The sequence below is a fragment of the Euzebyales bacterium genome, from assembly GCA_036374135.1.
Lineage (GTDB): Bacteria > Actinomycetota > Nitriliruptoria > Euzebyales > JAHELV01 > JAHELV01.
Genome location: DASUUK010000112.1, coordinates 1 through 25,238, shown reverse-complemented (window position 1 = coordinate 25,238; position 25,238 = coordinate 1). Strand labels below are relative to the sequence as shown.

At 70.0% G+C, this 25,238-nt stretch carries 24 protein-coding genes; 14 read left to right on the top strand and 10 right to left on the bottom strand.

Annotated elements, in window-relative coordinates:
- Positions 1 to 3: 3 nt before the first annotated feature.
- On the bottom strand, positions 4 to 690 hold the full coding sequence (locus tag VFZ70_17615) for a TIGR02453 family protein (protein HEX6257632.1): 687 nt from the start codon (positions 688 to 690) through the stop codon (positions 4 to 6).
- A 108-nt stretch (positions 691 to 798) separates the two neighbouring features.
- On the opposite strand from VFZ70_17615, the gene VFZ70_17610 reads away from it, so the two are divergent.
- Complete coding sequence (locus VFZ70_17610) at positions 799 to 1,512, top strand: DsbA family protein (GenBank protein ID HEX6257631.1); 714 nt, start codon at positions 799 to 801, stop codon at positions 1,510 to 1,512.
- A 75-nt stretch (positions 1,513 to 1,587) separates the two neighbouring features.
- On the opposite strand, the gene VFZ70_17605 is transcribed toward VFZ70_17610, so the two are convergent.
- From VFZ70_17605 to VFZ70_17595, 3 genes are all read right to left on the bottom strand, one after another.
- Positions 1,588 to 2,997 (bottom strand): pyridoxal-dependent decarboxylase, encoded by a 1,410-nt coding sequence (locus VFZ70_17605; protein ID HEX6257630.1) that lies wholly within the window; start codon positions 2,995 to 2,997, stop codon positions 1,588 to 1,590.
- Between the two features lie 83 nt (positions 2,998 to 3,080).
- Positions 3,081 to 3,764 carry an NAD(P)-binding domain-containing protein gene (locus tag VFZ70_17600; protein ID HEX6257629.1) on the bottom strand — a complete coding sequence of 228 codons (684 nt, stop codon included), beginning with the start codon at positions 3,762 to 3,764 and terminating at the stop codon, positions 3,081 to 3,083.
- 69 nt (positions 3,765 to 3,833) lie between these two features.
- The gene (locus VFZ70_17595; GenBank protein HEX6257628.1) at positions 3,834 to 5,309 is read right to left on the bottom strand and encodes an alpha-amylase family glycosyl hydrolase; all 1,476 of its coding nucleotides are present in this window, start codon (positions 5,307 to 5,309) and stop codon (positions 3,834 to 3,836) included.
- Positions 5,310 to 5,448: 139 nt separating this feature from the next.
- Here VFZ70_17595 and VFZ70_17590 point away from each other — a divergent pair, with 139 nt between their 5' ends.
- Positions 5,449 to 5,859, top strand: a complete 411-nt coding sequence (locus VFZ70_17590; GenBank protein ID HEX6257627.1) for a PPOX class F420-dependent oxidoreductase — start codon at positions 5,449 to 5,451, stop codon at positions 5,857 to 5,859.
- Between the two features lie 17 nt (positions 5,860 to 5,876).
- On the opposite strand, the gene VFZ70_17585 is transcribed toward VFZ70_17590, so the two are convergent.
- Complete coding sequence (locus tag VFZ70_17585; GenBank protein HEX6257626.1) at positions 5,877 to 6,302, bottom strand: DUF1992 domain-containing protein; 426 nt, start codon at positions 6,300 to 6,302, stop codon at positions 5,877 to 5,879.
- A 118-nt stretch (positions 6,303 to 6,420) separates the two neighbouring features.
- Here VFZ70_17585 and VFZ70_17580 point away from each other — a divergent pair, with 118 nt between their 5' ends.
- From VFZ70_17580 to VFZ70_17570, 3 genes are all read left to right on the top strand, one after another.
- Positions 6,421 to 8,073: a LuxR C-terminal-related transcriptional regulator gene (locus tag VFZ70_17580; GenBank protein HEX6257625.1), complete on the top strand. Its 1,653-nt coding sequence runs from the start codon at positions 6,421 to 6,423 to the stop codon at positions 8,071 to 8,073.
- A gap of 203 nt (positions 8,074 to 8,276) precedes the next feature.
- A complete protein-coding gene (locus tag VFZ70_17575; protein ID HEX6257624.1) occupies positions 8,277 to 8,654 on the top strand; it encodes a DoxX family protein in 378 nt (125 codons plus the stop codon).
- 84 nt (positions 8,655 to 8,738) lie between these two features.
- Positions 8,739 to 9,917: a PLP-dependent transferase gene (locus tag VFZ70_17570; protein ID HEX6257623.1), complete on the top strand. Its 1,179-nt coding sequence runs from the start codon at positions 8,739 to 8,741 to the stop codon at positions 9,915 to 9,917.
- Between the two features lie 32 nt (positions 9,918 to 9,949).
- Here VFZ70_17570 and argE read toward each other — a convergent pair whose 3' ends face one another.
- Positions 9,950 to 11,113: an acetylornithine deacetylase gene (gene argE / locus VFZ70_17565; GenBank protein ID HEX6257622.1), complete on the bottom strand. Its 1,164-nt coding sequence runs from the start codon at positions 11,111 to 11,113 to the stop codon at positions 9,950 to 9,952.
- Entirely contained in the window at positions 11,110 to 12,309 is a 1,200-nt protein-coding gene (doeA, locus tag VFZ70_17560; GenBank protein ID HEX6257621.1) for an ectoine hydrolase DoeA, read from the bottom strand. The genes argE and doeA overlap by 4 nt, the downstream gene beginning before the upstream one ends.
- A 152-nt stretch (positions 12,310 to 12,461) precedes the next feature.
- Here doeA and VFZ70_17555 point away from each other — a divergent pair, with 152 nt between their 5' ends.
- The 6 genes from VFZ70_17555 (at position 12,462) to VFZ70_17530 (ending at position 18,830) form a co-directional block, all read left to right on the top strand.
- Complete coding sequence (locus VFZ70_17555) at positions 12,462 to 12,614, top strand: hypothetical protein (GenBank protein HEX6257620.1); 153 nt, start codon at positions 12,462 to 12,464, stop codon at positions 12,612 to 12,614.
- 409 nt (positions 12,615 to 13,023) lie between these two features.
- Positions 13,024 to 14,388 carry an ABC transporter substrate-binding protein gene (locus VFZ70_17550; GenBank protein ID HEX6257619.1) on the top strand — a complete coding sequence of 455 codons (1,365 nt, stop codon included), beginning with the start codon at positions 13,024 to 13,026 and terminating at the stop codon, positions 14,386 to 14,388.
- A 36-nt stretch (positions 14,389 to 14,424) separates the two neighbouring features.
- Positions 14,425 to 15,585: a sugar ABC transporter permease gene (locus VFZ70_17545; protein HEX6257618.1), complete on the top strand. Its 1,161-nt coding sequence runs from the start codon at positions 14,425 to 14,427 to the stop codon at positions 15,583 to 15,585.
- Positions 15,582 to 16,595, top strand: a complete 1,014-nt coding sequence (locus VFZ70_17540) for a carbohydrate ABC transporter permease (protein ID HEX6257617.1) — start codon at positions 15,582 to 15,584, stop codon at positions 16,593 to 16,595. The genes VFZ70_17545 and VFZ70_17540 overlap by 4 nt, the downstream gene beginning before the upstream one ends.
- Before the next feature lie 92 nt (positions 16,596 to 16,687).
- A complete protein-coding gene (locus VFZ70_17535) occupies positions 16,688 to 17,134 on the top strand; it encodes a hypothetical protein (protein HEX6257616.1) in 447 nt (148 codons plus the stop codon).
- A gap of 52 nt (positions 17,135 to 17,186) precedes the next feature.
- The gene (locus VFZ70_17530; protein ID HEX6257615.1) at positions 17,187 to 18,830 is read left to right on the top strand and encodes a glycoside hydrolase family 13 protein; all 1,644 of its coding nucleotides are present in this window, start codon (positions 17,187 to 17,189) and stop codon (positions 18,828 to 18,830) included.
- Positions 18,831 to 18,843: 13 nt separating this feature from the next.
- On the opposite strand, the gene VFZ70_17525 is transcribed toward VFZ70_17530, so the two are convergent.
- On the bottom strand, positions 18,844 to 20,004 hold the full coding sequence (locus VFZ70_17525; protein ID HEX6257614.1) for a hypothetical protein: 1,161 nt from the start codon (positions 20,002 to 20,004) through the stop codon (positions 18,844 to 18,846).
- A gap of 135 nt (positions 20,005 to 20,139) precedes the next feature.
- On the opposite strand from VFZ70_17525, the gene VFZ70_17520 reads away from it, so the two are divergent.
- Both VFZ70_17520 and VFZ70_17515 read left to right on the top strand, forming a co-directional pair.
- On the top strand, positions 20,140 to 21,066 hold the full coding sequence (locus VFZ70_17520; GenBank protein HEX6257613.1) for an inorganic phosphate transporter: 927 nt from the start codon (positions 20,140 to 20,142) through the stop codon (positions 21,064 to 21,066).
- A 1-nt stretch (position 21,067) separates the two neighbouring features.
- The gene (locus VFZ70_17515) at positions 21,068 to 21,706 is read left to right on the top strand and encodes a DUF47 family protein (protein HEX6257612.1); all 639 of its coding nucleotides are present in this window, start codon (positions 21,068 to 21,070) and stop codon (positions 21,704 to 21,706) included.
- A 32-nt stretch (positions 21,707 to 21,738) separates the two neighbouring features.
- Here the strand turns inward: VFZ70_17515 and VFZ70_17510 are convergent, their stop codons facing one another.
- Complete coding sequence (locus VFZ70_17510; protein ID HEX6257611.1) at positions 21,739 to 22,437, bottom strand: hypothetical protein; 699 nt, start codon at positions 22,435 to 22,437, stop codon at positions 21,739 to 21,741.
- A gap of 145 nt (positions 22,438 to 22,582) precedes the next feature.
- On the opposite strand from VFZ70_17510, the gene VFZ70_17505 reads away from it, so the two are divergent.
- The gene (locus VFZ70_17505) at positions 22,583 to 22,912 is read left to right on the top strand and encodes a hypothetical protein (GenBank protein HEX6257610.1); all 330 of its coding nucleotides are present in this window, start codon (positions 22,583 to 22,585) and stop codon (positions 22,910 to 22,912) included.
- A gap of 75 nt (positions 22,913 to 22,987) precedes the next feature.
- Here VFZ70_17505 and VFZ70_17500 read toward each other — a convergent pair whose 3' ends face one another.
- A complete protein-coding gene (locus VFZ70_17500) occupies positions 22,988 to 24,988 on the bottom strand; it encodes a SpaA isopeptide-forming pilin-related protein (GenBank protein ID HEX6257609.1) in 2,001 nt (666 codons plus the stop codon).
- Between the last annotated feature and the right edge of the window lie 250 nt (positions 24,989 to 25,238).

Genomic DNA, 25,238 nt, shown 5'->3' with positions numbered 1-25,238 from the left:
GGCTCAGAACGGAGCGTCGAGCGCGCGCGCGACGAAGCGCAGCAGTGGCAGCGCGTCTGCGGACCATCCGACGAAGCGGTCGAGGAAGTCATCTGCCGTGGCGTCGGATTCCTCGAACGGGTGACCGGCCACGAAGCTCGTCCGGCGGAGGTCCTCGATGTGCCGGTGGTCGCCGTCGTACCCGCGCGGGGCGGTCTTGAGCTGCTCGCCCATCAACGTGAACCCGGCGTCCTCGACGGCGTTGCGGGCGCGGGTCCACGCGCCCGGCGTGGCGACGATTCGGCTGCGCACCGCGTTGAGGGTGGGGGTCGGCGGGCGGTAGATGCCCGCGGCCAAGAAGCAGTTGCCGGGCTCGAGGTGCAGGTACAGCCCCGGCAGCGCGAAGCTGGTCTGGTCACCGTCGGCGTGCGCGAACCACGCCGTCGCCGCCGTCTTGTACGGGGTCTTGTCCTTCGAGAAGCGCGTGTCGCGGTGGATCTGGAACACCGATCCGCCCCGGATGGCGCCGATCGCCACCAGGTGGCGGGACACGTGCTCGTGCAACGGCGCGGCGAGGTCGTCGCAGAAGTCGAACAGCGGCCGCTTGACGTGCTGCTCGTAGCGGTCGCGGTTGGCGTCCATCCACCCGCGCGAGTTGAAGACGTCGAGATCGAACAGGAAGTCGAACGTCTCGTCGCTGAAGTACGCCACGCCTCGCCTCCCGTCGGACGACTGTCCCGATGCTACGTGGCTGTCCGACGCCCGCGAACGCAGAGCGCGGAAGCGTTGCTCGGATGTTCGGGTGGGTACCGTCGCGACATGGATCACGACGTCGAGTTCTTCTTCGATCCGGTCTGCCCGTTCTGCTGGGTGACGTCGCGATGGGTGCGGCACGTGCAGCGCCTGCGGGACCTGTCGGTGCGTTGGCGGTTCATCAGCCTGCGCCTCCTCAACGAGGGTCACTACGAGGACAAGCCGCGGGGGTATCCGGCGGCACACCAGCGGGGCCTCGAGATGCTGCGGGTCGCTGCCGCCGTCAGGGCGCACGCCGGGGAGGAGGTCATGGGTGACGTCTACGACGCCTTCGGCGGCGCGGTGTGGCGGGCCGACCCTCCCACCGGCATGGACGTCGACCTCGACGAGGCATTCGACGCCGTCCTCGAGCACTCGGCGTCGGCAGGTGATCTCCCATCGCTGCTGGACGGGTTGGGCCTGCCGACCAGCCTGGCTGCGGCCGCGCAGGACCCGAGCCACGACACGGTGATCCGGGACGACACCGACGAGGCTCTCGCGCGCGTGGGCGGCGACATCGGGACGCCCGTGCTGTCATTCCTGCCGCCCGACGGTCCGGCGTTCTTCGGACCGGTGATCAGCGAGTCGCCCGACGATGACGACGAGGCGTTGGCGCTGTGGGACGCGGTTACCACCCTGGCGCGGTGGCCCGGCTTCGCCGAGCTCAAGCGTTCGCTGCGCGAGTTCCCGATGACGCGGGTGACCGCCCCGATCGCCGGGCGGGAGACCCAGGTGTCCTGACAGACCCCCGCCCACGGCCCTCGGGACGACCGGCGCCCGGTGATCGCGACGCGGTGGTCCCGGGCGCCGTGCTGCTCACGAGGCGGCGGTGATCACGTCCCACAGCGCGTCGACGTGGCGCTGCTCCGTCGGCGTCGCACCGACGGACACGCGGATGAACGCCGTGCCGTCGATCTCCGACGGCGTGACGAGAAGATCGCCGCGGTCGTTGACGGCACCGGCGATCGCCCGCGTCGCGGCATTGCCGTCGACGTGGCGGAACGTCACGAGCGCGAACGGTGTCGGCGCGACCAGCATCAGGCGGTCATGGGCGCGCACGCGGTCCTCCAGTTGCCGCGCCCACGCGATGTGGCGGCGGATGTGGGCCTGCAGGCCGCGCCGGCCGTACCAGCGCAGCACCCACCACAGTTTCAACGCGCGGAACCGTCGGCCGAGCGGCACGTGCCAATCGCGGTAGTCGACGACCTCGCCCGACTCGCTGGCAGCGTTGCGCAGGTACGGCGGCAGGATGCTGAGCGCGTCCAGCAGGGGTGTGCGGTCGGCCACCCAGAACGCGGAGCAGTCGAAGTTCGTCAGCAGCCACTTGTGCGGATTGAAGGTGTAGCTGTCGACGAGGTCGAGGCCGTCCTGCTGGTGGCGGTGCTCAGGGCAGACCATCGCGGCGCCGGCGTAGGCGGCGTCGACGTGGTGCCACAGCCCGTGTGCGCGGGCGATCTCGCCGACGGCGCGCACGGGGTCGACCGCGGTGGTCGCGGTCGTCCCGACCGCCGAGCACACGAACGTCGGCACCAGCCCGGCTGCGACATCGCTGGCGATCGCGGCCTCGAGCCGGTCGGGCCGCAGCGCGAAGACGTCGTCGACGTCGAGCAGCCGCAGGTGCCGGTAGCCGGCGACACGCGCACCCTTCTCGACCGACGAGTGCGCCTGCGACGAGACGTACGCCACGAACCGGTCGGTCGGTGCGTCGTCGCGCGCGGCGCGGTGTCGGGCAACCACGAGCGCGGTGTGGGTCGAGTCGCTGGCGCTCATCTGCAGCACGCCGCCACCGGGACCGGTGTCCATGCGCCACGTCGTCGGCAGCCCGAGCAGGTCGACCAGCCAGTCCATCACCGTGGTCTCGATCTCGGTGAGCGCCGGACCGGTGGACCACAGCATCCCCTGCGCGCCCAGCGCCGCCGAGACCAGTTCCGCGAGCACCGACGGCGGCGCGGCGCCGGTGGGGAAGTAGGCGAACCAGCCAGGGTGCTGCCAGTCGGTGATGCCGGGTGCCACGATCTCGTCGAGGTCGGCGAGCAGCGCGGCGAACGGCTCGCCGTCCTCCGGCGCCGTCGAGGGAAGCTTCGCCCGCACCTCACCCGGTGCCACCGTCGCCTGCACGGGTCGCCGTTCGACGTCGGCCAGGCGATCCGCGATCCAGTCCACGACCGCGTGGCCGTGGGTCCGGAACTCCTCGACGGACATGTGCCCTGGATCGGTGTCGGCCATCGTGCGCTCCTGTGCCCTCGCCGCGGTGGCGGATGTTACCGGCGGGGTTGCACGCGGTGGGACGACCCCGTCCCGTGGTCGGGTCAGCGAACCACCTTGAACTGGATGGCGCGGACGCCGAGTGCGGCGTTGAGTGACAGCCACAGCGGCAGCACCATCTCGACGCCACGAGCCGTGACGATGCCGCCGAGGTCGACGATGTCGGTCCAGCCGAGAGCCCGCAGCAGGTCGCCGACGGTCGCCTTGGCGTCGGCGTCGTCACCGGACAGGAGCACGGTGTGGTCGCCACCGGCCACCATGCCCGGGTCGACCATGACCGCGGCGTTCATCGTGTTCAACGTCTTGACGACGCGCGCGTGCGGGAAGCTGCGCTGGATCCGCTCGCCGAGCGAGTCCGTGTTGGCGACCGCGAGCGAGGGTGGCCACCCCCGGCTGAAGTCCAACGGATTGGCCACGTCCACGATGATCGTGCCCGCCAGGTCGCCGTCAGCGGCGGCGGCGGTCAGCGCATCCAGCGACGCCGTGCCGCCAGTCGCGTTGACGATCAGATCGGCGCCGTCGGTCGCTTCGGCGAACGTGGCGAGGCCGATGGCGTCGTGATCGGCGGCCCACTCCGGGAACGGGGGGTTTCCGAACGCGTCCGGCTCGGTCCGCGCCATCGTCGCGGCGACGTCGCGCGTGCCGATCGTCACCTGATGACCCAGCACGTCCAACGCGGTGGCCAGCGTCCGTCCCACCGAGCCGGTTCCCAGCACTGCGATGCGCATGGCGTCCCCTGACGTTGCACAACAGATAGCACCGCGGATCGCGTCCGGCGTGACGTCGCGCATGCAACGTCAGGTGACGGCGGCGATCCGGAACAGGTGCCAGCCCCAGGGTCCGAGCACGACCGGCAGGCCGTCGGCGAGATCGGCCCCGGCGCGTTCGCATGCCTCGCCGGTCGTCGGGTCGGTCAGGCGACACACCTGTCCGCGCAGGTCGTCCCATCCGGTGGCCACACGCGCGGTCGCATGGTCGCCGGTGAAGTTCACGACGGCCAGCCAGCGGCTGGCTCCGTCCCAGCAGCGGGTCACCAGACGGTCGGCGTCACCATCGACGACGGTGGCGACCCTGCTGGTGCCGGCGCGCAACGTCGGGTCGTCGGCGGCGCGCAGGACGGTCGTGTACCAGGCAGCCAGTTCGTCGTCGACGGGTTCGGCCGGCGCGCGCCCGAGTTGCACCGGCAGGTACGTGCGGGCGCCGGTCGCCTGCCCGTCGTGCAGCAGTGTGGCGCCTGGCGCCATCAGGGCGATGATCCAGGCGGCGCGGTGGCGTGCGTCGTCGAACACCGCGGCCGCGCGGGGCTCGTCGTGGTTCTCCAGGAACCGCACGAGCCCGTCGGGTCGGGGATGGTCGCGCGCCAGGTGCCCGTGGACCGCGACGGGGCGTCCGTCGCGCAGCAGGTCGTACAGTCGCTTGTCGTAGCACAGGTCGAACCCCTGCGCGTGCAGATCGGCCTCGCGGTCCCAGTACGCCTCGGCGATGAACCGCGACGCCGGACGCCGCGCCCGCACCGCGCCGATGACCTCCTCCCAGTACGGCTGCGGCGGCGGTGAACCCGCGCGTGCGCCCCACGTCCGCGCGACGACGTCGTCGAGCAGCAGCATGGCCATGTCGCAGCGGACGCCGTCGCACTGGTCCGCGATCGCGTGGAGCGTGTCGATCGCGCGTGCCCGCATCCCGGCCGACCACGGGTTGAGCTGCACGACGTCGGTCCATGCGGGGAAGTGCGGGTCGCGGCCGTTGGCGAGCACGTGTGGGCCGACGCGCACGAACGCGGTGGGATCGTCGCGCAGGTCGTCGTCGGTGCCCACGATGAAGTCACCGGGATGGGCTTCCGTCCACGGATGGTCGATCGCCACGTGGTTGGGCACGAAGTCGAGCACCAGGCCAATGCCACGCGCCGCCAGTGCGGCTCGGGCGCGCGCCAGTGCGGCCGGGCCACCCAGGTGCCCGTCGACCTGGTAGCGGCGGACGCTGTAGGGCGAGCCCACGACGTCGGCCGCTGAGACGTCGGGGACGGCTGCGGCGAACGCGTCGGCCAGCCCGTCGTGCGCGCGGGCGATCGCCGCGCCGACCGGACTGCGCTCCCACACGCCCATGAGCCAGACCGCGTCGACACCCAGCGCCGCGATCCGGTCCCATGCGTCGTCGGGTACGTCGCCGAGGTGGACGCGGCGACCGGACGCTTCGCTGAGTGCCGCCAGCCACGGCCATGTGTTGATCTCGAAGATCAGCGGATGCCGCGCGTGGGCGAAGCGGTGCGGCGTCAACCGGGACCTCTCGTGTGGGCTGCCATGCTCAGGGTCGGCACCACCGCAGTCGGCGAAACGCCGGGCATCGTGCGAGCGCCCGGCGCACGCCGGGCGCGGCTAGCGTTGCCACGACGACCCTCGACGGAAGGCCTCGGCGGTGTTCGACGACGACGAGATCGCGTACCTGCGCAGTCAACGGCTCGCCCGGCTCGCGACGGTGGACGCCGACGGTCAGCCGACGGTCGATGCGGTCGGGTTCGCGTTCACCGACGGTGTGTTCACGATCGGGTCACGGGCCGACATGCGGGCCACCCGTAAGGGACGCAACATCGAGGCCGGCAACACCCACGTGTCACTGATCGTCGACGATCTGGCATCGGTCGATCCGTGGCGGCCGCGAGGCATCCGCGTCCACGGCGAGGCCGAGGTCACCGACATCGACGGCCAGTTCGGCCCGGGAACCTACGTGGTCGTGCATCCCACGATCACGTGGTCCTGGGGGATCGCCGAGCGCCACGACTTCGACGCCCAGAGGCGGTTCCGGCCGACACGGCGCGAGTGGACCTGACCCACCCGGCCGGTTGATCACGACGCGTCGTTGGCGTCCCCGTCGGCGGCGCGGCGCTGTCGCCAACGCTCCACCGTCTCGTCCTCGTCCAGCGGCATCAGCGTCGACGGTGGTCCGGACACCGCGGTGCGGTTCACGTAGCGGATCCGGGCGTTGATCGCCGTGATGATCTCGCGGACCTCGCGCTCGGACGCGGCCACCGCGATCTGCTCGCGGGCGAGTTCGAGGTCCCTGCGCGTCTGCAGCGTCGGCGGCAGGTTCGAGAAGCGTTCCTCGCGGAGCTTCTTCCGGATCCACCACAACGCGTCGTGGGGCCGGTCGAGATCGGCGATGGGCTCGCCCGCACCGCGCAGGCCGTCGAACTCCCCGCGCTCCTGCGCCTCGCGGATCTGCCGGTCGACCCACGTCTCGCGCTGCTGATCGCGGTGTCCGCGCGCCGCCATCCGCCAGCCTCCCTCATCACCGTGCGCGGCTCTGGCCGCGCCCCGTCCATGCGTAGCACGGCGTCCGCGGATGTCAGGCGATGGTGGCACCGGGGCGGCCGTTTCGTACGATCGTCGTGTGACCACACCATCCACCGTTCCCGACGCGCAGCTCGCGCTGGCCCGCGACGCGGTGCGACGGCGCGCCTGGGACGAGGCGCTCGCCGCATACGCGCAGGCCGATGCCGCGACCGGGCTCCCGGGGACCGAGCTGCGGACGTATGCGACCGCCGCGTACCTGCTGGGCAATGTCGACACGGCCGTCGACGTGCTCGTGCGCGGCTTCGAGGCCGCTCGCACGGCCGATGACACCACCGAGGCGCTGCGGTGCGGGTTCTGGATCATCTTCGTGTCGCTGTCCCGCGGCGACGTCGCGCAGGCCGGCGGCTGGACGGCGCGGTGCGGCCGCCTGGTGGAGCATCTCGATGACGATCGACCGGAACGTGCCTACCTGCAGGTCGTCGCAGCGTTCCGCCTGGCGGCGATCGAGCGCGCCTACGGCGACGCACAGCAACTGGCCGACCGCGTCGTGGCGGTGGGACGCCAGGCGCGTGACGACGACCTCGTCGCGCTGGGCCTCAACATCGGTGGTCGCGCGGCCATCGGGGCAGGTCGCGCGGACGACGGCCTCGCCCGCCTGGACGAAGCGATGACCGCGGTGGTGTCGGGGGCGCTGTCGCCTCCGGTCGCGGGGATCGTCTACTGCTCATTGATCGAGGCCTGTGAGCAGATCGGTGCCGTCCGGCGTGCCCGAGAGTGGACGTCCGCGTTGACGCGCTGGTGTGAGCGGCAGCGGGGCATGGTCACGTTCACCGGCCAGTGCCTGACGCACCGCGCGACGATCCTGGCCCGCTCCGGTGACCTCGGTGCCGCGGCGCAGGAGGCGGAGCGCGCGTGCGACCGGTTCGCCGACGCGGCCGACGAGGGTGCCGTCGGCATGGCGCACTACCAGTTGGGCGAGGTGCACCGACTGCGGGGCGACCTCCGCGCGGCCGAGGACGCCTACCAGCGCGCCGCGCAGCGCGGTCACGACCCGCAGCCCGGGCTCGCACTGGTCCGGCTGGCACAGGGTCGGGCCGACGATGCCATCACGACGCTGTGCCGACTGCTCGACGAACGCCGCGATCCTGTCGAGCGTGTCGCGCTCCTGCCGGCGCTCGTCGAGGTCCAGCTTGCGGCCGGCGCGACGCGGGATGCGTCGGCGTCCGCGGCCGAGCTCGCCGGGCACGCCGCCGCGTTCGGCACCGGCGCGCTCGGTGCGCACGCCGACCGTTCCGTCGGAGCGGTCCGGCTGGCCGAGGGCGACGCGTCGGGCGCTGCGAGGTTGCTGCGTCGGGCGGCCGCAGCCTGGGAGGCGCTGGGCGTTCCCTACGAGCTCGCGCGTACGCGGGCGCTGGTCGCGCGTGCCTGCCAGGCGCTCGGCGACAACGACACGGCAGAGCTGGAGCGCGAGGCCGCGCGTCGGCTGCTCACCCGTCTCGGTGCGGTGACCGACGTCGTCGGCCGGCCCGGCCACGAGGATCGCCTGACCGCACGCGAGCGGCAGGTGCTGGGACTCGTGGCGACCGGCATGACCAACAAGAGCATCGCCGACCGCCTGCACCTGTCGGTGAGGACCGTCGATCGCCACGTCGCGAACATGCTGGCCAAGCTCGGTGCGGCGTCCCGGACCGAGGCGACCGCGTACGCCTACGAGCACGGGTTGGTCGCGCGGGGTCGTCGGGATCCGTGATCTCCGGCCGGCTGGTCCGGCACGGCCGTCAGCCAACACCGTCAGCCGCTCGTCCAGCAGTCGTGGGTGCCGTGAGAGGATCGCCAGGAGCTGGCGGGACCGCGCATCGCGCAGCAGCACCATCGCCGGCGCGCCCGTCGCCGACCGCGATCGTCGTCTAGCTTGTCGAACGTTCAAGTCCTTGTGACCGGCGGAGGCTGACGATGAACATCGCGGTGTGGGCGCTGCAGATCCTGCTGGGTCTCATCTTCCTGACGGCGGGAGGGATCAAGGTCGCCACGTCGCGCGACAAGCTGCTCGAGAACCCCAACATGGCCTGGGTCGAGGATTTCTCCGCCGGCACGGTCCGAACGATCGGCGCGCTCGAGATGCTCGCCGGCATCGGCCTGATCCTGCCGTCGCTGCTGGGCATCGCACCCCTGCTGTCGCCACTGGCGGCGCTGGGGCTGGGCATCGTGATGGTCGGCGCAGCCATCGCTCACGTCCGCCGAGGGGAGAGCCAACCCGTCGTCATGAACGTCGTGCTGCTCGCCGTCGCGGCGTTCGTGGCGTGGGCGCGGTTCGGCCCGTACGCGCTGTAGGCCGCGGCCCGGCGACGGGCGTCGGGCTGGACAACCTCCGGCTGTCGTCTAGCGTCGGATCCACGGCGGCTCGCTGCGGAGAGGGTGCCCGATGTCAGACCGCTATCGTCCCGGCAGACGGCACACCGCGCGTACGTACCGGTCATACCGCCGATCTACCAGACCACCACGTTCGAGCTTGACGACCAGTCGTACGAGGACATCCAGGGCACCGGTGGCCTGCACGAGACCTGGTACTCGCGCTTCAACAATCCGACGGTCGACGCCGCGGCCGCCGACGTCGCCGGGCTCCACCGGACCGCCCACGCGCTGATGACAGCCAGTGGCATGGCGGCCATCGCCACGACGCTGGTCAGCCTGCTGCGCAGCGGCGGAACACTGGTCGCCGCCGCCCAGGTGTACGGCGACATCAACGACCTCCTCGAACGGGACCTGCCCGCGCTGGGCATCGACGTGGTGCGGGTCGATGCGTTCGATCTCGACGCGTGGCAGCGGGCGATCTCGGCCCATCGCCCCGACGTCGTCTACGGCGAGACGGTGTCGAACCCCCAGCTGCGCGTCATGGACATCCCGGCCGTCAGCGCCGCCGCGAAGGAGGTCGGCGCCCGGGTGGTCATCGACAACACGTTCGCGACCCCGGCGTGCACACGACCCCTGGACATCGGTGCCGACGTCGTCGTCGAGTCCGCGACCAAGTTCCTCGCCGGGCACTCCGACGTCGTCGCGGGTGTGGTCACGACGGCCGAGCGCGACCTCCACGAGCAGATCGAGCGCCGCATCATCACGTTCGGCGGATGCCTCGACGCCCACGCGGCCTTCCTCGTGTGGCGCGGCCTGCGGACGTTCGATGTCCGCCTGGCCACGTCCTGCGACGTCGCGGCCGAGCTGGCGGAGCTCATGGCCGGTCATCCCGAGGTCGACCACGTCGTGTACCCGGGCCGCGGTGACCATCCCGACGCCGGTGACGTCGTCGACCGGGTGATGCCCGACCGCCACGGAGCCATGCTCACGCTGGTGCTCGCCGGTGGCGACGAACGCGCGCTGGAGGTCGTCCGCCGGCTGGAGGTCGCGGTCGAGGCGACCAGCCTCGGTGGCGTCGAGACGCTGGCGAGCCTGCCGTTCAACTCCTCCCACTTCAACATGACGCCGCAGCAGCGGATCGACGCAGGCATCCTGCCCGGCATGCTGCGGCTGTCGGTCGGGCTCGAAGGGGTCGACGCGCTCTGCGGCGATCTGCAGCAGGCGCTGGACCACACCGGCTGACGACGCTGCGCGGCCGATGCCGGCGGGACAGATCAGGCCCGGCGCAGGTGACCGACCAGGCGGTGCAGCATCGCCAGACACACGTCGAGCTGATCGATCTCCACGTGCTCGTCGGGTTGGTGGGCGACATCGATGCTGCCCGGTCCGCACACGATGGCCGGGATGCCCGCCTGCTGGTACAGCCCGGCTTCGGTGCCGAACGCGACGACGCCCTCGTCGGGGCGATCGAGCAGCAGGCGGCCGAGCGCGAGCGCAGGGGAGCCGGGATCGGGTGCGAGGCCGTCGACCTCGCACACGGCCGCCGTCGTGATCGCGGCCTCGCCGTCGACGCCCCGCATCTGCTCCGTCAGCTCCCGCATGCACGATGCGACCTCGTCGCGGACGTGCTCGGCGTCCGTCGCCGTGACGGGGCGCATCTCCCACTCGACGGTGCAGCCGCCCGCGACGATGTTGCGCGCCGTGCCGCCGTTGATCGTGCCGACGCTGATCGTCGTCGCCGGTGGCTCGAACGGGCTGTCCCCCGGTGGTGCCGCGGCGAGCTGATCGCGGAGCTCGAGCAGTCGGCCGACGAACCGGGCGGCGTACTCGACCGCGTTGACCGTCTGCGCCGGCGCCGAGCCGTGACCCTCGCGGCCCGTGACCGTCGTCGTGTACTCGTAGCACCCCTTGTGCGCGGTGATGATCCGCAGGCAGGTCGGTTCGCCCACGATCGCCGCCGCCGGCGCGGGGCCGGTGCGCGCGAGCTCGTCGAGCAGCACCGGCGCGCCGCGGAACCCGACCTCCTCGTCGAAGGTCAGCGCGACGTGGACGGGAACGCGCAGCTGCGCGTCCGCGAACGACGGCGCGAGCGCCAGCACACAGGCGATGAACCCCTTCATGTCGGCGGTCCCGCGGCCGTACAGCCGACCGTCGCGGCGCGACACCGCGAACGGGTCGGTCGACCAGCCGGAACCGTCGGCCGGCACGACGTCGGTGTGGCCCGACAGCACGACGCCTCCGTCGACGTCGGGACCGATCGTCGCGAACACGTTCGCCTTCTGCCCGGTCTCGTCATGGGTCGTGACGACGCGTGCGCCGGCGGCCTCCAGGCGGTCGGTCGCGAACGCGATCAGATCGAGGTTGGAATCGGCGGTCACCGTGGGGAACGCCACGAGATCGTCGAGCAGCGCGAGCATCGTGTCGCGGTCGGCGCTCACGGCTTGACGAACAGCCTGCGCGGATGGTCGGCCAGTGGCTCGGCCGCGCGTCCCTCGCGGATCAGGATGCTCTCGGTGAGCTCGAACCCCCAGTCGTCCATCCACAGGCCCGGCATGAAGTGGAACGTCATCCCGGCCTGCAGCACCGAGGTGTCACTGGGCCGGATGCTCATGGTGCGCTCGCCCCAGTCCGGCGGGTAGCTCAGCCCGATCGGGTAGCCGCAGCGGCCCGAGCGTTCGATGCCGTGGCGCGCGAGCACCGCGTAGAAGGCGTTGGCGACGTCGCACGCGCGGTTGCCGGGGCGGGCGGCGTCGATGCCGGCCTCCAGCCCCTCTGCCACCGCCGCCTCGGCGCGCACGAGCGCGTCCGGTGGGTCGCCGAGGAACACGGTGCGGCACAGCGGCGCGTGGTACCGGCGGTAGCAGCCGGCGATCTCGAAGAATGTTGCCTCCCCGGCGCGCAGCGGGCGGTCGTCCCAGGTCAGGTGCGGCGCGGCGGCGTCCGGCCCGCTCGGCAGCAGCGGCACGATGGCCGGGTAGTCGCCGCCCGCGCCATCGACGCCGACAGTGCCGGTGTGCAGGATCTCGGCCACCAGCTCGTTCTTGTGTAGCCCCGGCTCGATCAGCTCGATGATCCGCCGGTGCATGCGTTCGACGATGCGGGCGGCGACGCGCATGTAGGCGATCTCGCGGTCGGACTTCACCGCGCGCTGCCAGTTGACCAGCGCGGTGGCGTCGACGAACGTCGCGTCCGGCAGGCCGACCGTCAGGTGCGCGTGCGCCGCGGCCGAGTAGTAGTAGTTGTCGAGCTCGACGCCGATCCGTGCGCCGGCCCACCCGTGGTCGCCCAGCACACCGGCCAGGTGCGTGTGGGGGTGGTGCTCGGTCGACTGCACGTGCTCGTCGGGGTAGCCGATGATCCTGTCGTGGGACAGGTGCACGGTCCGGCGTGCGCCGCTGGTATCCATCATCCTGCCCCACCACAGGGGCGGTGCGTCGTGCGGGACCACCACGGCCTGGTGGACGTAGAACGACCATCCGTCGTAGCCCGTGAGCCACGCCATGTTCGACGGGTCGGTGGCGACCAGGACGTCGATCCCCGCGGCATCCATCGCACGATGGACTTTCGTGAGCCGCTCCGCGTACTCCTCGTGGGTGAACGGCAGCCGTCTCTGGTCACCGCTGTCGTCGACCATCCGCTGCTGCGACCCTCCCACGTTGACGTGCCGCCGGGGTGTGAGCGTAGGGTGGACGCCCGACCGCGTAAACGCCGTTCATCGGCATGTTCGGCATCGCTGGTCGTCGACATGCTCTGCATCGGCCTGCCGATCTTCGTGTTGTGTTCGGGATGATGTTCGCCGCCCTCATCTCCGGGCTGCGCCGCGAGGACGCCGAGTCGATGCTGCGCGCGGGGCTGCGCGGAGGATGTCGAGCGGGCGGCCGCGGGCCCTTCGAGCGACTGACGGTCTGGGGCGGCCGGCCGTCGCCGACGGCGACGTGACGGTCGGCCGAACGTCCGCCACCAGCCCCGACCGTCGTCGTGCGGCCGGTCGGCTGTGATCTGCGGTTTCGGTCGACGGTGCACGATCGCGGTAGGAGCCGCTCACGGATGGCGTGCCGGCCGACGCTCGTCCGTGTTCGTCTGCTTCGTTCTGAGAAGAGTGCGGCGAGCCGACGTAAAGGGTTACCAACTGCTCCAAATCCGCGGCGCTGCGCGGGATCGGCTCTCGTACGGTGAGGTCCTACCGCGGTCGGTGAATGCGGTGGTGCGCCGGTGAATGCCCGTTGACAGCTTCCGCGCCCACCGCATAGGTTCGACGCATGACAGCGTTTCCATCCGAAACGCGACTGCAATTTGCTCTGCCGGTGGCCACCGAGGCCGCCCTTGCACGAGCCGACAGGAGATGGTCATGAAGTTGAGCGGTCGGATCGCGGCGGCGTGTGCCGTCCTGGTGCTCCTCATGGCGGGGTGCAGCGTCAACGTCTACGAGGCCGGTTCCGGCGAGGGCGGCGGCGGCGGCGGTGAAGGCGCCGCCGCTCAGGAGGAGAACACCGGACAGGTCTCGATCGCCGGTGCCGCGAGTGGCGATGAGGCGAATGCCATCCAGGCCGTGATCGACCAGGGCGTCAACGAGGCACAGGACGAGTTCACCGCGACCTACACCGGCTCGGACTCGTTCGAGCAGAACGTGATCATCCAGATCGAGGGTGGCACGCCGCCCGACATCGGGTTCTTCCCTCAGCCGGGCGCCGTCGTCGAGCAGGCCGAGCAGGGCAACCTCGTGTCGCTGGAGGACCTCGGCTTCGACATCGCCGAGCTCGAGGAGCGGTACGGCGAGTACCTGCTGTCGTTGGGTGAAGTCGACGGTCAGCACTACGGGTTCCCCGACACGATCAACAACAAGAGCGCCATCTGGTACAACCCGAAGGCGTTCGACGCGGCCGGCTACGAGATCCCGGAGACCTGGGACGACCTGCTGGCGCTGTCGGATCAGATCGTCGAGGACGGCAAGGCGCCGTGGTGCATCGGCACCGGGTCGGAGGCCGCCACGGGGTGGCCCGCGACGGACTGGATGGAGGACATCGTTCTGCGCCAGGCCGGCACCGACGTCTACGACGGCTGGGTCGCGGGTGACGTGGACTTCGCGTCGGACGAGATCAAGACGGCTGCGGAGACCTTCGGCGAGATCGTGTTCACCGACGGGTACGTGTTCGGCGGTCCCGAGAACATCTCGAGCACCGACTTCCGTGACGCACCGGACCCGATGTTCCAGGACGACCCGCCATGCTATATGCACCGGCAGGCGACGTTCATCGTGGCGTTCTTCCCCGAGGGCCTGACGGCGGAGGAGGACTACAACTTCTTCCCCTTCCCGACCATCGATGGCAACAAGGGCGTGCTGATGGCCGGCGGGCTTGCCGCGGTGTTCAACAACCGACCCGAGATCAAGGAGTTCCTCGAGCTGTACAGCGGGCAGGAGACCCAGTGCCTGTACGGTCAGGTGGGCGCCACCACCACGATCTCGGCCAACATCAACGTCGGCCCGGACTGCTACGACGACCCGTTGATCGCGTCTGCCGTCGCACCGCTCGTTGAGGCCCTCCAGGAGGGGGTGGCCAGGTTCGACGCATCGGATCTGATGCCACCCGCGGTGGGGTCCGGTGAGTTCTGGAACGGGATGAACAACTACACCAACAACGGCCCGGACAACCTCGACCAGGTGCTGCAGAGCATCGATGCGGCCTGGCCGGCGAGCGACAGTTCGTCGGAGTAGTTCGATCGGCAGGTAGGACTGCAGGAAGGAGTGGGCATGGCGGACGTCGAGACCCAGGAACGCCACGTCGAAAAGCCACCCTCGCCCGTGGCGGTCGACGACCGGCGCGGCTTCGGGGGCACGGTGCTGGTGATCGTCCTGTCGCTGCTCGCGACGTTCGCCGTGCCGGTGCTCACGTACATCCTGCTCAACGGCACGTTCGAGGCGATGACGGGTCGTGTCCCCGACTGGGTCGTCGCGATCGTCGCGATCCTCATCGGCGTGGTCGGCGTGTTCGCGATGTACACCGTCGTCGACTACGCCGTCAAGACGTGGCTGCCGCTGCGGATCGGTCGCGCCGTGCAGCCCTACGCGTGGGCGGGGCCGGCGATCGTCGTGCTCGCCATCTACCTGGTCTACCCGGCCGTCAACACCGTTCAGCTGTCGTTCTACGACGCAACCGGTGAGGGCTTCGTCGGCTGGGAGAACTACAGTTACGTGTTCACGGATCCGGCGATGCTGCGGTCGCTGCGCAACACGCTGTTCTGGATCTTCGTCGTGCCGGCGGCGGCCGTCGCGATCGGACTCGGGTTCGCCGTGCTCGCCGACAAGCTCAAGCGCAGCGAGTCGATCGCCAAGTCGATGATCTTCCTCCCGATGGCCATCTCCTTCATCGGAGCGGGCATCGTCTGGCGGTTCGTGTACGGCTTCCGCATCGAGGGCGGAGGAGAGCAGATCGGCATCCTCAATGCGATCTGGACCGGACTCGGCAACCCCCCGGTCGACTGGCTGGCCCTCCAGCCGTGGAACAACCTGCTGCTGATGATCGTGATGATCTGGCTGCAGACCGGGTTCGCGATGGTCATCCTCTCGTCGGCGATCAAGGGCGTTCCCGAGGACATGCTCGAGGCGGCTCGACTCGACGGCGCGACGGAGATCCAGATCTTCTGGCGGGTGGTCGTGCCGACGATCATGTCGTCGATCGTGGTGGTCTTCACGACGATGATCATCGGCGTGCTGAAGGTCTTCGACATTGTCTGGGTGATGACCGGTGGTCAGGACGGCACCGAGGTGATCGCCGAACGGATGATCCGCAACATGTTCACGTTCCGCCACTTCGGGCGCGGCGCCGCGGTCGCGGTCTTCATGTTCCTCGCGGTGGTCCCCGTCATGATCATCAACATCCGCCGGTTCCGTGAGGAGGAGGCCACCCGATGAGCGGTGCGCAGGTCACGACCCCGCAGATCGAAGAGACCAGGGCCGCCAAGAAGTCGAGGGGCAGCGCGGGCGGTGTCTCCGATCCGCGCACCGTGCAGGTCGTGCGGGTCATCGTCGGGGTCATCGTCATCATCTGGCTGATCCCGACGATCGGTCTGCTCGTCACCTCGCTGCGCACCCAGGGTGCGATCGAGGCGAGCGGGTGGTGGACGGTCATCGGGTCGTTCTGGGACACGTCGCAGTGGACGTTCGAGAACTACCAGGAGGTCCTGACGTCGGGCGGCTTCGACAGCGCATTCGTCAACACGCTGATCGTGGCCGTGCCGTCGACGGTGATGCCGATCACCATGGCCGCGTTCGCGGCGTACGCGTTCAGTTGGATGGACTTCAAGGGCCGGTATTTCCTGTTCGTCTTCGTCGTCGCGCTGCTCGTGGTGCCGCTGCAGGTCGCGCTGATCCCGATCCTGCGCCTGTACGCCGGTGGACCCGAGGTCAACCTGACGTTCCTGTCGGGCATCGCCGGTGCGATCAGCGGCTACGACGTCGAGCGTGTGACCGGCAACATCCCCTTGGAGCTCAACGGCACCTTCCTCGGAGTGTGGCTCGCCCACATGGGCTTCGGCCTGCCCCTGGCGATCTACCTGCTGCGCAACTTCATGGGATCGCTGCCATCCGAGTTGATCGAGTCGGCGCGGATCGACGGCGCGGACCACTTCGCGATCTTCCGACGGCTGATCATCCCCCTGTCGGTGCCGGCGCTCGCCTCGTTCGCGATCTTCCAGTTTCTCTGGGTGTTCAACGACTTCCTCGTTGCGCTGGTGTTCCTGGGTGAGACGCAGGACGTCGCTGTGTTGACGATCGCACTGAATCGGTTGAACGGCCAGTTCGGTCAGTCGTGGCATCTGCTGACGGCCGGTGCGTTCATCTCGATGGTCCTGCCGGTGGTCGTGTTCTTCAGCCTCCAGCGCTACTTCGTGCGCGGGTTGACGGCAGGGGCGGTGAAGGGCTGACACTCACGGGTTCCCGTCGCCCGGTCACAGGCAACCGACGCTGGGCCGCGCTGGCGATCGGCACGCTGTACGTGGTCATCAGCTACTGGGCGATGGCCTACGGACTGACGGTCGCCAACGTCGGCACACCCGCGAACTCGTCGGCGAACGGTCTGATGATCGCGGCGTACGGTGTCGGCCTGTCGGCGCTGTTGATCCCGTTCGCGTTCATCACCGTCGCGCTGATCTCGCGTCGAGAGGACTGGCCGCTCAAGGTCTTCTACGGCATGGGCCTGGCGCTTGTGGTCGGCCTGCCGTTGCTGATCTTCGGCAACCCGCTCGCTTCGCTGATCGCCGGGTACGCAGCCGGCGCGGTGATCACCGTGTCGCTGCCCGAGGGTGTGACCTGGCACAACCGGGCGATCGCTGCGGCGGTCGTGACGCTCCTGGCGCTCGGCGGCATGATGGTCGCGTTCACGCCGACCGCGGTGATCGCCCCGGCGCTGCCCTTCACGGCGGTCGGCGTCGCTGACCTGTTCGGCGTCCGTCCCACCGCGTAGTTGTCGCTCGACATCTCAGGAGTTCCCGCCCGTGGTTTCCAACGCTGCCCGCATGCCCGCGTCCGCCACCGACTGGTGGCGCGACGCGGTCGTCTACCAGGTCTACATCCGCAGCTTCGCTGACGGTGATGGCGACGGCAACGGCGACATCGCCGGCCTGCGGTCGCGGCTGGTCCACCTGCGACGCCTGGGGGTCGACGCGATCTGGATCAACCCGTGGTATCCGTCGCCGATGGCGGACGGCGGCTACGACGTCGCCGACTACCGCGACATCGAGCCCGTGTTCGGCACGCTGGCCGATGCCGAGGCGCTCATCGCCGACGCGCACGAGGTCGGCTTGCGGGTGCTGCTCGATATCGTGCCGAACCACACATCGGACCGCCACCCGTGGTTCCAGGCGGCGTTGGCCGCCGGGCCGGGTTCGCCAGAGCGTGCGCGCTACCTGTTCCGGCCGGGACGGGGCACCAACGGCGACCAGCCACCGAACGACTGGCACAGTGTCTTCGGGGGGCAGGCCTGGAGCCGTGTGACGGAACCGGACGGCAGCGACGGTGAGTGGTACCTGCACTTGTTCGCGCCCCAGCAACCGGATCTCGACTGGACCGACGAAGGCCTGCGCGCCGAGTTCGACGACATCCTCCGCTTCTGGTTCGACCGGGGCGCCGACGGCTTCCGTATCGACGTGGCGCACTCGCTGATCAAGCAGGAGGGGTTGCCCGACCTGGGCGAGAACTTCGGCGTCCTGCCGTCGCCGGACCATCCCCACTGGGACCGTGACGAGGTGCACGCGGTGTATCAGCGCTGGCGCCGGATCGCTGATGCCTATGACCCGCCCCGGGTGTTCGTCGCCGAGGCATGGGTCCCCACTCCCGAACGCATGGCCCGCTATGTCCGTCCCGACGAGTTGCACACCGCGTTCAACTTCGACTTCCTGATGGCGGCATGGCGCGCCGACTCGCTGCGGTCGGCCATCGACCGCTCGTTGGCGGCGCAGACGGCGGTCGGCGCGCCGGCGGTGTGGGTGCTGTCGAACCACGACGTGGCCCGGCACGTGTCGCGCTACGCGCGTGATCCCGCCGTGGTGGGCGGCTACAACTTCGACGACCTGCGCGGACACGTTGCGGATCTGGCTGTGGGTCTGCGTCGAGCGCGAGCGGCGGCGCTGCTGATGCTGGCGCTGCCGGGCAGCGTGTACCTGTACCAGGGCGAGGAGCTCGGCCTGCCCGAGGTCGAGGACCTCCCGGACGAGCGCCTGACCGATCCGACATGGGAGCGATCTGGCCGTACGGTGCGTGGCCGCGACGGCTGCCGTGTGCCGCTGCCCTGGTCCGGCGATGCACCGCCGTTCGGGTTCAGCGACGACCCGGACACCGAACCGTGGCTGCCACAGCCGCCCGAGTGGCGCGACCGGACCGTCGCCGCCCTGGAGGCGGACCCGGACTCGATCCTGCACCTGTACCGCACAGCGCTGCGGCTGCGCCACGAGCTCGATGCGCTCGGAGACGGCGGCATGCGCTGGCTCGAGGGGCCGCCCGATGCGCTGGTGATCGCACGGGATCCCGGATTCGTGTGCATGCTCAACCTCGAAGCCGACCCGCTGGCGATCCCGCCGGATGCCGAGGTGCTGCTGCACAGCGACCCGGAGGCGGTCGAGCAGGTGCCGCCGGACGGAGCCGTGTGGCTGAAGATCGGCTGACCCGGATCCGACCTCAGCGCACAGCCAGCGCGTACGTCGGCGAGAACCGTACGTCGAGGTCAATGGCGCGGCGCTGCTCGGTGCTCCACATCTGCAGGCCCGTGCCCGTGCTGACGGCCAGCCAGGCGCCGTCGGATGACCAGCCCAGCGGCGTGCGGGGCGATGTCAGCGGCGATCCGCCCATCCGCCCCACCTCGGTGCCGAGCGCGACGTCGATCACGGCGACCATCGGCTGATCGAAGCCGCCGCTCGGCAGTTGCCGGTACAGCGGCAGCGCCAACCAGCGCCCGTCCGGCGAGAACGCGCCACCGGCCGGTCCGAACACCCCGACGGGCACATCGCCTTCGCGCAGCGTGACCCGCGCCCGGTCAGGATCGTCGATGGTGCCGACCACAACGCCGCACGACATGTTGCCGAGGCAGTCGAGCCGCGCGAGGTTCGTGCCGTCGCTCACCAGCCCCTGCCCACGCGCGACCAACCGCGCGTCGCCGTCGATGCCGATGTGGCTGACCGTGCCGGGCGTGCTGACGACCAGCCTGTCGGCGGTGCCGCCCAGCGGTTGGGCGAGCGCCGGCAGTGACACACGGTCGAGCACCGACCCGTCGTCCAGGCCGACACGCGTCGCCGCCCCGCCGACGCGAGGCGCCGCCACGTCGTGGATCCACACCGAGGTGGCGTCGGAGGTCGGCACGCTACGGTGGTTGGTGGCCAACTGTTGCGGTTCGGCGCCCACGTCCGGCAGGCGGATGACCCGGTTGCCGACGTCGAGCACGAGGCTGTCACCGACGACGTGCATCTGCTGGGGGTTCAGTCGCTGTGGCTCGGCGAAGACCGGGTGATCTCTGCGGCGTCCGGTGGCAGTGTCCACCGTCTCGATGGAGCCGCCGAAGTCTGCGATCGCGATCGTCATGGGTGGCGCATCCGGCAGCAGCGCGGCGCCGCCGTCGTCGCGCGCGGTGACCGCCGCGTCCAACTCGATGGTGTCGCGATCACCGATAGGGCCACTGACGTCGGAACCCGTCGTGTCGGGGTCGCCCGACGTGACCGTCAGGCCGTCGGACTCATCGCGCCACCGCTGCGCGCCGACCACCGCCGACGCCACCAGCACGAGCGCGAGCACGACGGCGGCCGGCGTCCAACGCCGACCGCGGTCCGGTACCTGCTCCCAGCTCATCGCGGCTCAGCCCCGACGGCGCATCGCCGTCAAGTGCCACGGTACCCCCGTCGGGCGATACCGGGGAGTGGACGCGACCAGCGCATCGGATGCCACGGACTTGCTACGACGCGGGCGCGGCCGCAAGGTGGGGCGATGCTGATGTTGCTCGCCGCCGCCTTCGCCGTCGTCAACGGCGCGAACGACGGCGGCGCCATGGTGGCATCCCAGCTGCGGGTGCCGCGGGTGCCGCCGCTCACGGTCATCCTGACGCTGGTGGTCGCCCTGGCCGCCGTTCCACTGCTGGTGGGCACCGGCGTGGCTGATACGCTCACGTCGGGGCTCGTGCGCGCATCGCAGGATCGCACGCCGACCGTCATCACGGTCGGCGTCGCCGCCGCGATCGTGGTGGTGGGGCTGCTCACGCGTGCGGGACTGCCGACGAGCCTGACACTGGGCATGGTCGGTGGCATCATCGGCGCGGGCGTCGGGCTGGGCATGCCCGTGATCGCCGGCGGTGTCGTGCAGGTCGTGCTCATCGGCATCGCGGCGCCCATCGTCGGTGGGGTGCTGGCGCAGCTGCTGACAAGCGTGTCTGCGGGCGCGATGGCGCGGGGTGGCTCGCGTGGGCTCGCCGCACTCGGTGTGCTGGCGACCGTCGCGCAGGCCATCGCCTACGCGGCCAACGACGGGCAGAAGATGATCGCCGTCGTCGCCGTCACATCGGTCGGCGTCGTGCCGGTGACCGCGATCGGCATCGCACTGCTGTTCGCCGTCGGCGCCGCGGCCGGGATGCGTGCCGCCGCAGGGACGTTGAGCGGCGCCATCGTCCGCGTGGGTCCCGCCGAGGAGGTCACGGCCCAGTTGGGTGGCGCGGCCGCGGTCATCTCGAGCGCGGCCTTGGGTGTTCCCGTCAGCATGACCCAGTCGATCACCGGTGGGCTGGTCGGCACAGGCATGCTGCGCGGGGTCCGCCGTGTGCGGTGGCGCGTGGCAGGGCAGCTTGCCGTTGCGTGGGTCATCACGCTGCCGTCGGCGGCGGCGACGGGCGCCGCGGGCGCCTGGATCGTGCGAGGGGTGTGACATGACTGGTCGGACGAAGCGGTGGTGGAACGACCTGCTCGGCCGCAGCGACGGCCTGTTCGTCGACCTGCTCCGGCAGCAGACCACGGTGGCCGCCCAGGCGGCGCGCGCCCTCATCGACGCGCAGCGCGACGGCCGGCCGGCGGGCCAGGTCTGCGAGGAGATCGTCGACCTGGAGCACGCCGGCGACGATGCGCGGACCGAGCTGCTGACCGAGCTCGCGCGCGCACTGACGACCCCGATCGACGGCGAGGACCTCTACCGCCTGTCGGGATTCATCGATGATGTGCTCGACAACCTCAGGGACTTCGCGGTCGAGTGCGACATGTACGCCGCGGAGCCCGGGGAGCGCTTCGTCGCACCGCTGGAGGCACTCGCACAGGGGCTCGACGAGCTCGAAGGCGCGATCAGCAGGCTGGAGGACGACGTCACCGAGGCCGCCGGGCCGGCGCGCGCCGCCAAGAAGGCGAACGAGGCGCGCGACGCGTTCCACGACGAGATGGCGGAGCTACTGGGTGGCGGCGAGGTCACGATGCGCACGCTGCGGGACCGCGAACTGCTTCGGCGCCTCGACGTGGCGGGGCTGCGCCTCGCCTCGGCCGCGGACGCCCTGATCTCGGGGGCGCTCAAGCGCGGCTGAGAGCGGCCGCGGGACGGAGCACGTGAACCAACTCAGTCCGTACGGCTCCACTGTTGGGCTTCCGCGCGTCCAACGTGCTGGTCGGCGATCCAGGTGGCCGCGTCGTCCTCCATGACGCTGCGACGACTCTGTGCCTCCGCGCTGTCCGGCGCCGCCGCTATGGCCTCGAACTCGTCGTTGACGCTGTCGACGAGTGCCATGCTGTTGATCGGCCCCATGCCCGCACGGAGTGCGAGGCGTCGCGTCAGCGCATGGAGGGCGTCGGGGTCCAGGCCCTGCAGGTAGTCGGTGATCGCGAGCGTCGTCGAGCGGGCCACCTCGCGACGCAACCCCGTTGTGACGGGTCCGGCGAGGCCGTGCGTTTGTCCGACGGGATCGAAGTGCGAGGGCGTCGCGTCGGCGCGCAGCAGTGCCTCCGTCAACACCGCGTACCCGAGCCCGTCGATGATCCACGACACGACCATCGCGAACTGCTCGGACACCTCGTCGGCCAGCATGTCGACGCCGGCCTGCGGCATCGGCCGCCACGTCAGCAACCCCCGAGCGACGCCCGCGCCGACAGCGGCCGCCAGGCCGTGCACGGCGATGACTGCGAGCTTGTACCGCCACCAGCTCCACCACGAACACCACGACCGCAGCCATCGCTGCTCTTCGGTTCGGCCCAGCGACAGCGCGACGAACGCCACGGCGACGGCTGCGGCGGCGACCACGGGCCAGACGAAGTCCCCCATCGGCGAGCAGCGTAGATCACGTCGCCGCGTGCGCCCGATCGATGGTGTCGTCGATGGTCGTGCTGAGTAGCATGAGTCGAGTGAACGGGATGCCCCGCAGGTTGTGTGCTGAGCCCGATCAGGTGCTGAGCGGGAGGGATCGCCGATGGCCGACCCGATGACGATGGCCGCGGCAGCCAGCGTCGTGGCGGCATCGCCTACCACGGTCCGCAATCGTCTGGCGGCCATCGCGCGCTCGACCGGCACCTATCGGACCGTGCTGGTGCAGATGCTGCAGGACGCCGTCGGCCGCGAGGTCGCCGACGTCGAGGTCGTAAATGGCGACGGCGAACTGACCGAGGTGGGCGAGGAAGCGAGCCGACTGGCGGCCGCCGGTCTCGGCGACGACGCGATCGATCGCGTCCGGGAGTTCACCGACCTCGCCGACCAGCTCGGCGTGAACGACACGGACACGGGCGAGGGCCGCCAGAGCTAGAGGGCACCGACAACGTGGACGGGGCCGACCGGTGGCCGGCCCCGTCCAGGTGGGATGCGCTACATCACGATGACCCTACGGGTCGACGGTGATCTGGCACGTCAGCGTGACGGTCGGATCGGTCGGCAACAGGTCGGTGACCGTCAGCGACCCGTCACCGTTTGCCTCGGTGGCCCCCTCCGACACGTTGCCGTCCGAGTCGGTGCAGACGATGCTCGACGCCGTGCCGCCGTCGACCTGCGAGTCGACCGACACTGTGACGTCAGTCAGCGGTGTGTTGCTGAAGCTCACACCGGCCTCGTTGCCGTCACCACACTCCGACTCAGCGGTCACGGTGCCGGGCTTAGCCGTGTCGCCGTCGGCCACATAGCCGGACGGCACGCTCTCGGTGACGGTGTAGTCACCGACGAAGGAGCTGAGGCTCAGGCCGTCGAGGCACGCCTGGCCGTTGGGGCCCGTCGTGACGGTGGTCCCGCCGGCAGGCAGGTCGCCCCCGGTGATGGTGAATTCGACACCCGCATGTGGGTCGACATCAGATCCGGCTGCGGCGTGCTTGCGCGTCTTTGAGATCAGGATCGCGCCAGTCTCCGGTTCGTCGGTGAACGTGCACGTCACCGTCTCGCCAGCATCCAGGCCGATCGATGCTGGATCGCTGCCGTCGTCGCACGTGGACGACACCAGGTTCCATCCGGCCGGGACGGTCTCGGCGACGTCGAACGTGCCTGGCACCAGATCACCGAACGTCCGCGAGTCCTTGCCCGCATTGCCGGTCGCTGTCGTCGTCAGGGTGAACGGCGACGGCGTCAAGGTGTTCGACGTGAACTCGAACGAACCGGTCCTGGAGTTCGTGATCTTCTCGACGATGATCGTGCCACGCGCTTCATTGAAGTACGTGCAGTCGAGGACGTCGTCGTCGGAGTCGATGTCGAACGTCACCAACGACCCGTTGATCGTTGGCGTCACCCCTGTGCTCGCGCTGCAGTCCACCTCAACGAAGTCCCACCCACTCGGGATGTCGGTCTCGTCAACGGTGTATCCCGTGCCGAACAGCACGTCGTTGTTGAAGTTCTTGACGCCGCCGTCCATCAGACTGAAGGTGTTCGGCGTGGTCGGATCGGTCGGGAAGTTCTTCGTGTAGCCGAAGACCGCCGTCGCGCCGTCAGGGTCGGTCTGCTTGCGGATGATGACGTTGCCGCAGTTCTGCAGGTCGATCGGAACCGGTGCCACGAAGTCCTTCAGCTGGGAGTTGAACGCGTCCGACGACCGGCTCTTCAACATCGCGCTGCCGAACGACGCGCAGCTCTCGTCATCGAAGATCAGCCGCAGGTCGATCTGTGCCTCTCCGAATGTCCGCGCCTGCTTCGACCCTTCAGAGATGAGTCCGTCAGATTCCGCAGCGGGGATCGGTGACTGGTTGATCGTGCCGGTTGCGCACGGGTTGCCACCGCAGATCGGCGACGGCTCGTCGAGGTCCATCGTCGGACCCCACGCAGTGCCGCTCCACTCCCGCACCGTGACGTCGGCGCGTGCGCCGCCTTGGTCGATGGCGTACTCGATGAGCAGGTCACCGGGGGTGCGGAGGACGTTGGGTCCGGACGTGCAGGGGGTGTCCGACTGGTTGAACTCGAAGTCCATGAGCGTCGTCCCGGATGGCTCCGAGACGCGACTCCAGGCGAGGTTCACGTACCCCGGGTGCCCGCCGGTGCCGGCCTCCTCATAGAAGTGGAAGCTCAGCAGGTCGCTCTTGTTGGGCGGAATCGAGTCGGTTGTTGCTCCCGGACAGACGGTGTCCTCCTTCACGCCGCCCGCATAGGAGTCGTCGCCTGTGCCGTTCACCGCGTCGGTCGCCCGGATCTCGGTGACATTGGCCCAGTCCAACGACGGCGGAGCCGGATCGTCGACCTTAAGGTTCGCGTCCTCGTCGATCTCGAAGTTGCTGCCCGGGAGGGAGGCCTCGGGGTGACTGGCGAATGCCGGTACGAGTGAAGTCAGGAGCAGGATGAGGGCCGTGCCGATCAGCAAGGCCAGGCGGAGCGGTGTTCGTCTGAACACCGAGGTCACGGATGTAGCTCGCATGGATGCGTCCTTACGCAGAAGTACAGGGGGAGGTCAGATCTGCGTGGCTGCGAGCATGGGACCGGTTCGGTACGCCACCGCATGCGGAGGCACACGGCGGGCGGTCCTGGGGCTCCCCCATGACCACGGTTATTGAATGGCACCGCGGGTAGTTTGGGGGCTACCTCCCTGCACGGCCGGCACAGATGATTTGTGGAGGATCGCGTGTGACCGGGCTCTACGTGCGGGGAGGTCCGCGTGCGTCCACGCC

Excerpts from the sequence above, each read along its gene's own strand:
- VFZ70_17585 (HEX6257626.1), bottom strand. The coding sequence starts at position 6,302 with ATGGCGGCGCGCGGACACCGCGATCAGCAGCGCGAGACGTGGGTCGAC.
- VFZ70_17540 (HEX6257617.1), top strand. The coding sequence starts at position 15,582 with ATGAGCGGTGCGCAGGTCACGACCCCGCAGATCGAAGAGACCAGGGCC.
- VFZ70_17545 (HEX6257618.1), top strand. The coding sequence starts at position 14,425 with ATGGCGGACGTCGAGACCCAGGAACGCCACGTCGAAAAGCCACCCTCG.
- VFZ70_17515 (HEX6257612.1), top strand. The coding sequence starts at position 21,068 with ATGACTGGTCGGACGAAGCGGTGGTGGAACGACCTGCTCGGCCGCAGC.
- VFZ70_17605 (HEX6257630.1), bottom strand. The coding sequence starts at position 2,997 with ATGGCCGACACCGATCCAGGGCACATGTCCGTCGAGGAGTTCCGGACC.
- VFZ70_17500 (HEX6257609.1), bottom strand. The coding sequence starts at position 24,988 with ATGCGAGCTACATCCGTGACCTCGGTGTTCAGACGAACACCGCTCCGC.
- VFZ70_17610 (HEX6257631.1), top strand. The coding sequence starts at position 799 with ATGGATCACGACGTCGAGTTCTTCTTCGATCCGGTCTGCCCGTTCTGC.
- VFZ70_17525 (HEX6257614.1), bottom strand. The coding sequence starts at position 20,004 with ATGAGCTGGGAGCAGGTACCGGACCGCGGTCGGCGTTGGACGCCGGCC.
- doeA (HEX6257621.1), bottom strand. The coding sequence starts at position 12,309 with ATGGTCGACGACAGCGGTGACCAGAGACGGCTGCCGTTCACCCACGAG.
- VFZ70_17555 (HEX6257620.1), top strand. The coding sequence starts at position 12,462 with ATGATGTTCGCCGCCCTCATCTCCGGGCTGCGCCGCGAGGACGCCGAG.
- VFZ70_17550 (HEX6257619.1), top strand. The coding sequence starts at position 13,024 with ATGAAGTTGAGCGGTCGGATCGCGGCGGCGTGTGCCGTCCTGGTGCTC.
- VFZ70_17535 (HEX6257616.1), top strand. The coding sequence starts at position 16,688 with ATGGCCTACGGACTGACGGTCGCCAACGTCGGCACACCCGCGAACTCG.
- VFZ70_17600 (HEX6257629.1), bottom strand. The coding sequence starts at position 3,764 with ATGCGCATCGCAGTGCTGGGAACCGGCTCGGTGGGACGGACGCTGGCC.
- VFZ70_17505 (HEX6257610.1), top strand. The coding sequence starts at position 22,583 with ATGGCCGACCCGATGACGATGGCCGCGGCAGCCAGCGTCGTGGCGGCA.
- VFZ70_17520 (HEX6257613.1), top strand. The coding sequence starts at position 20,140 with ATGCTGATGTTGCTCGCCGCCGCCTTCGCCGTCGTCAACGGCGCGAAC.
- VFZ70_17530 (HEX6257615.1), top strand. The coding sequence starts at position 17,187 with ATGCCCGCGTCCGCCACCGACTGGTGGCGCGACGCGGTCGTCTACCAG.
- VFZ70_17510 (HEX6257611.1), bottom strand. The coding sequence starts at position 22,437 with ATGGGGGACTTCGTCTGGCCCGTGGTCGCCGCCGCAGCCGTCGCCGTG.
- VFZ70_17575 (HEX6257624.1), top strand. The coding sequence starts at position 8,277 with ATGAACATCGCGGTGTGGGCGCTGCAGATCCTGCTGGGTCTCATCTTC.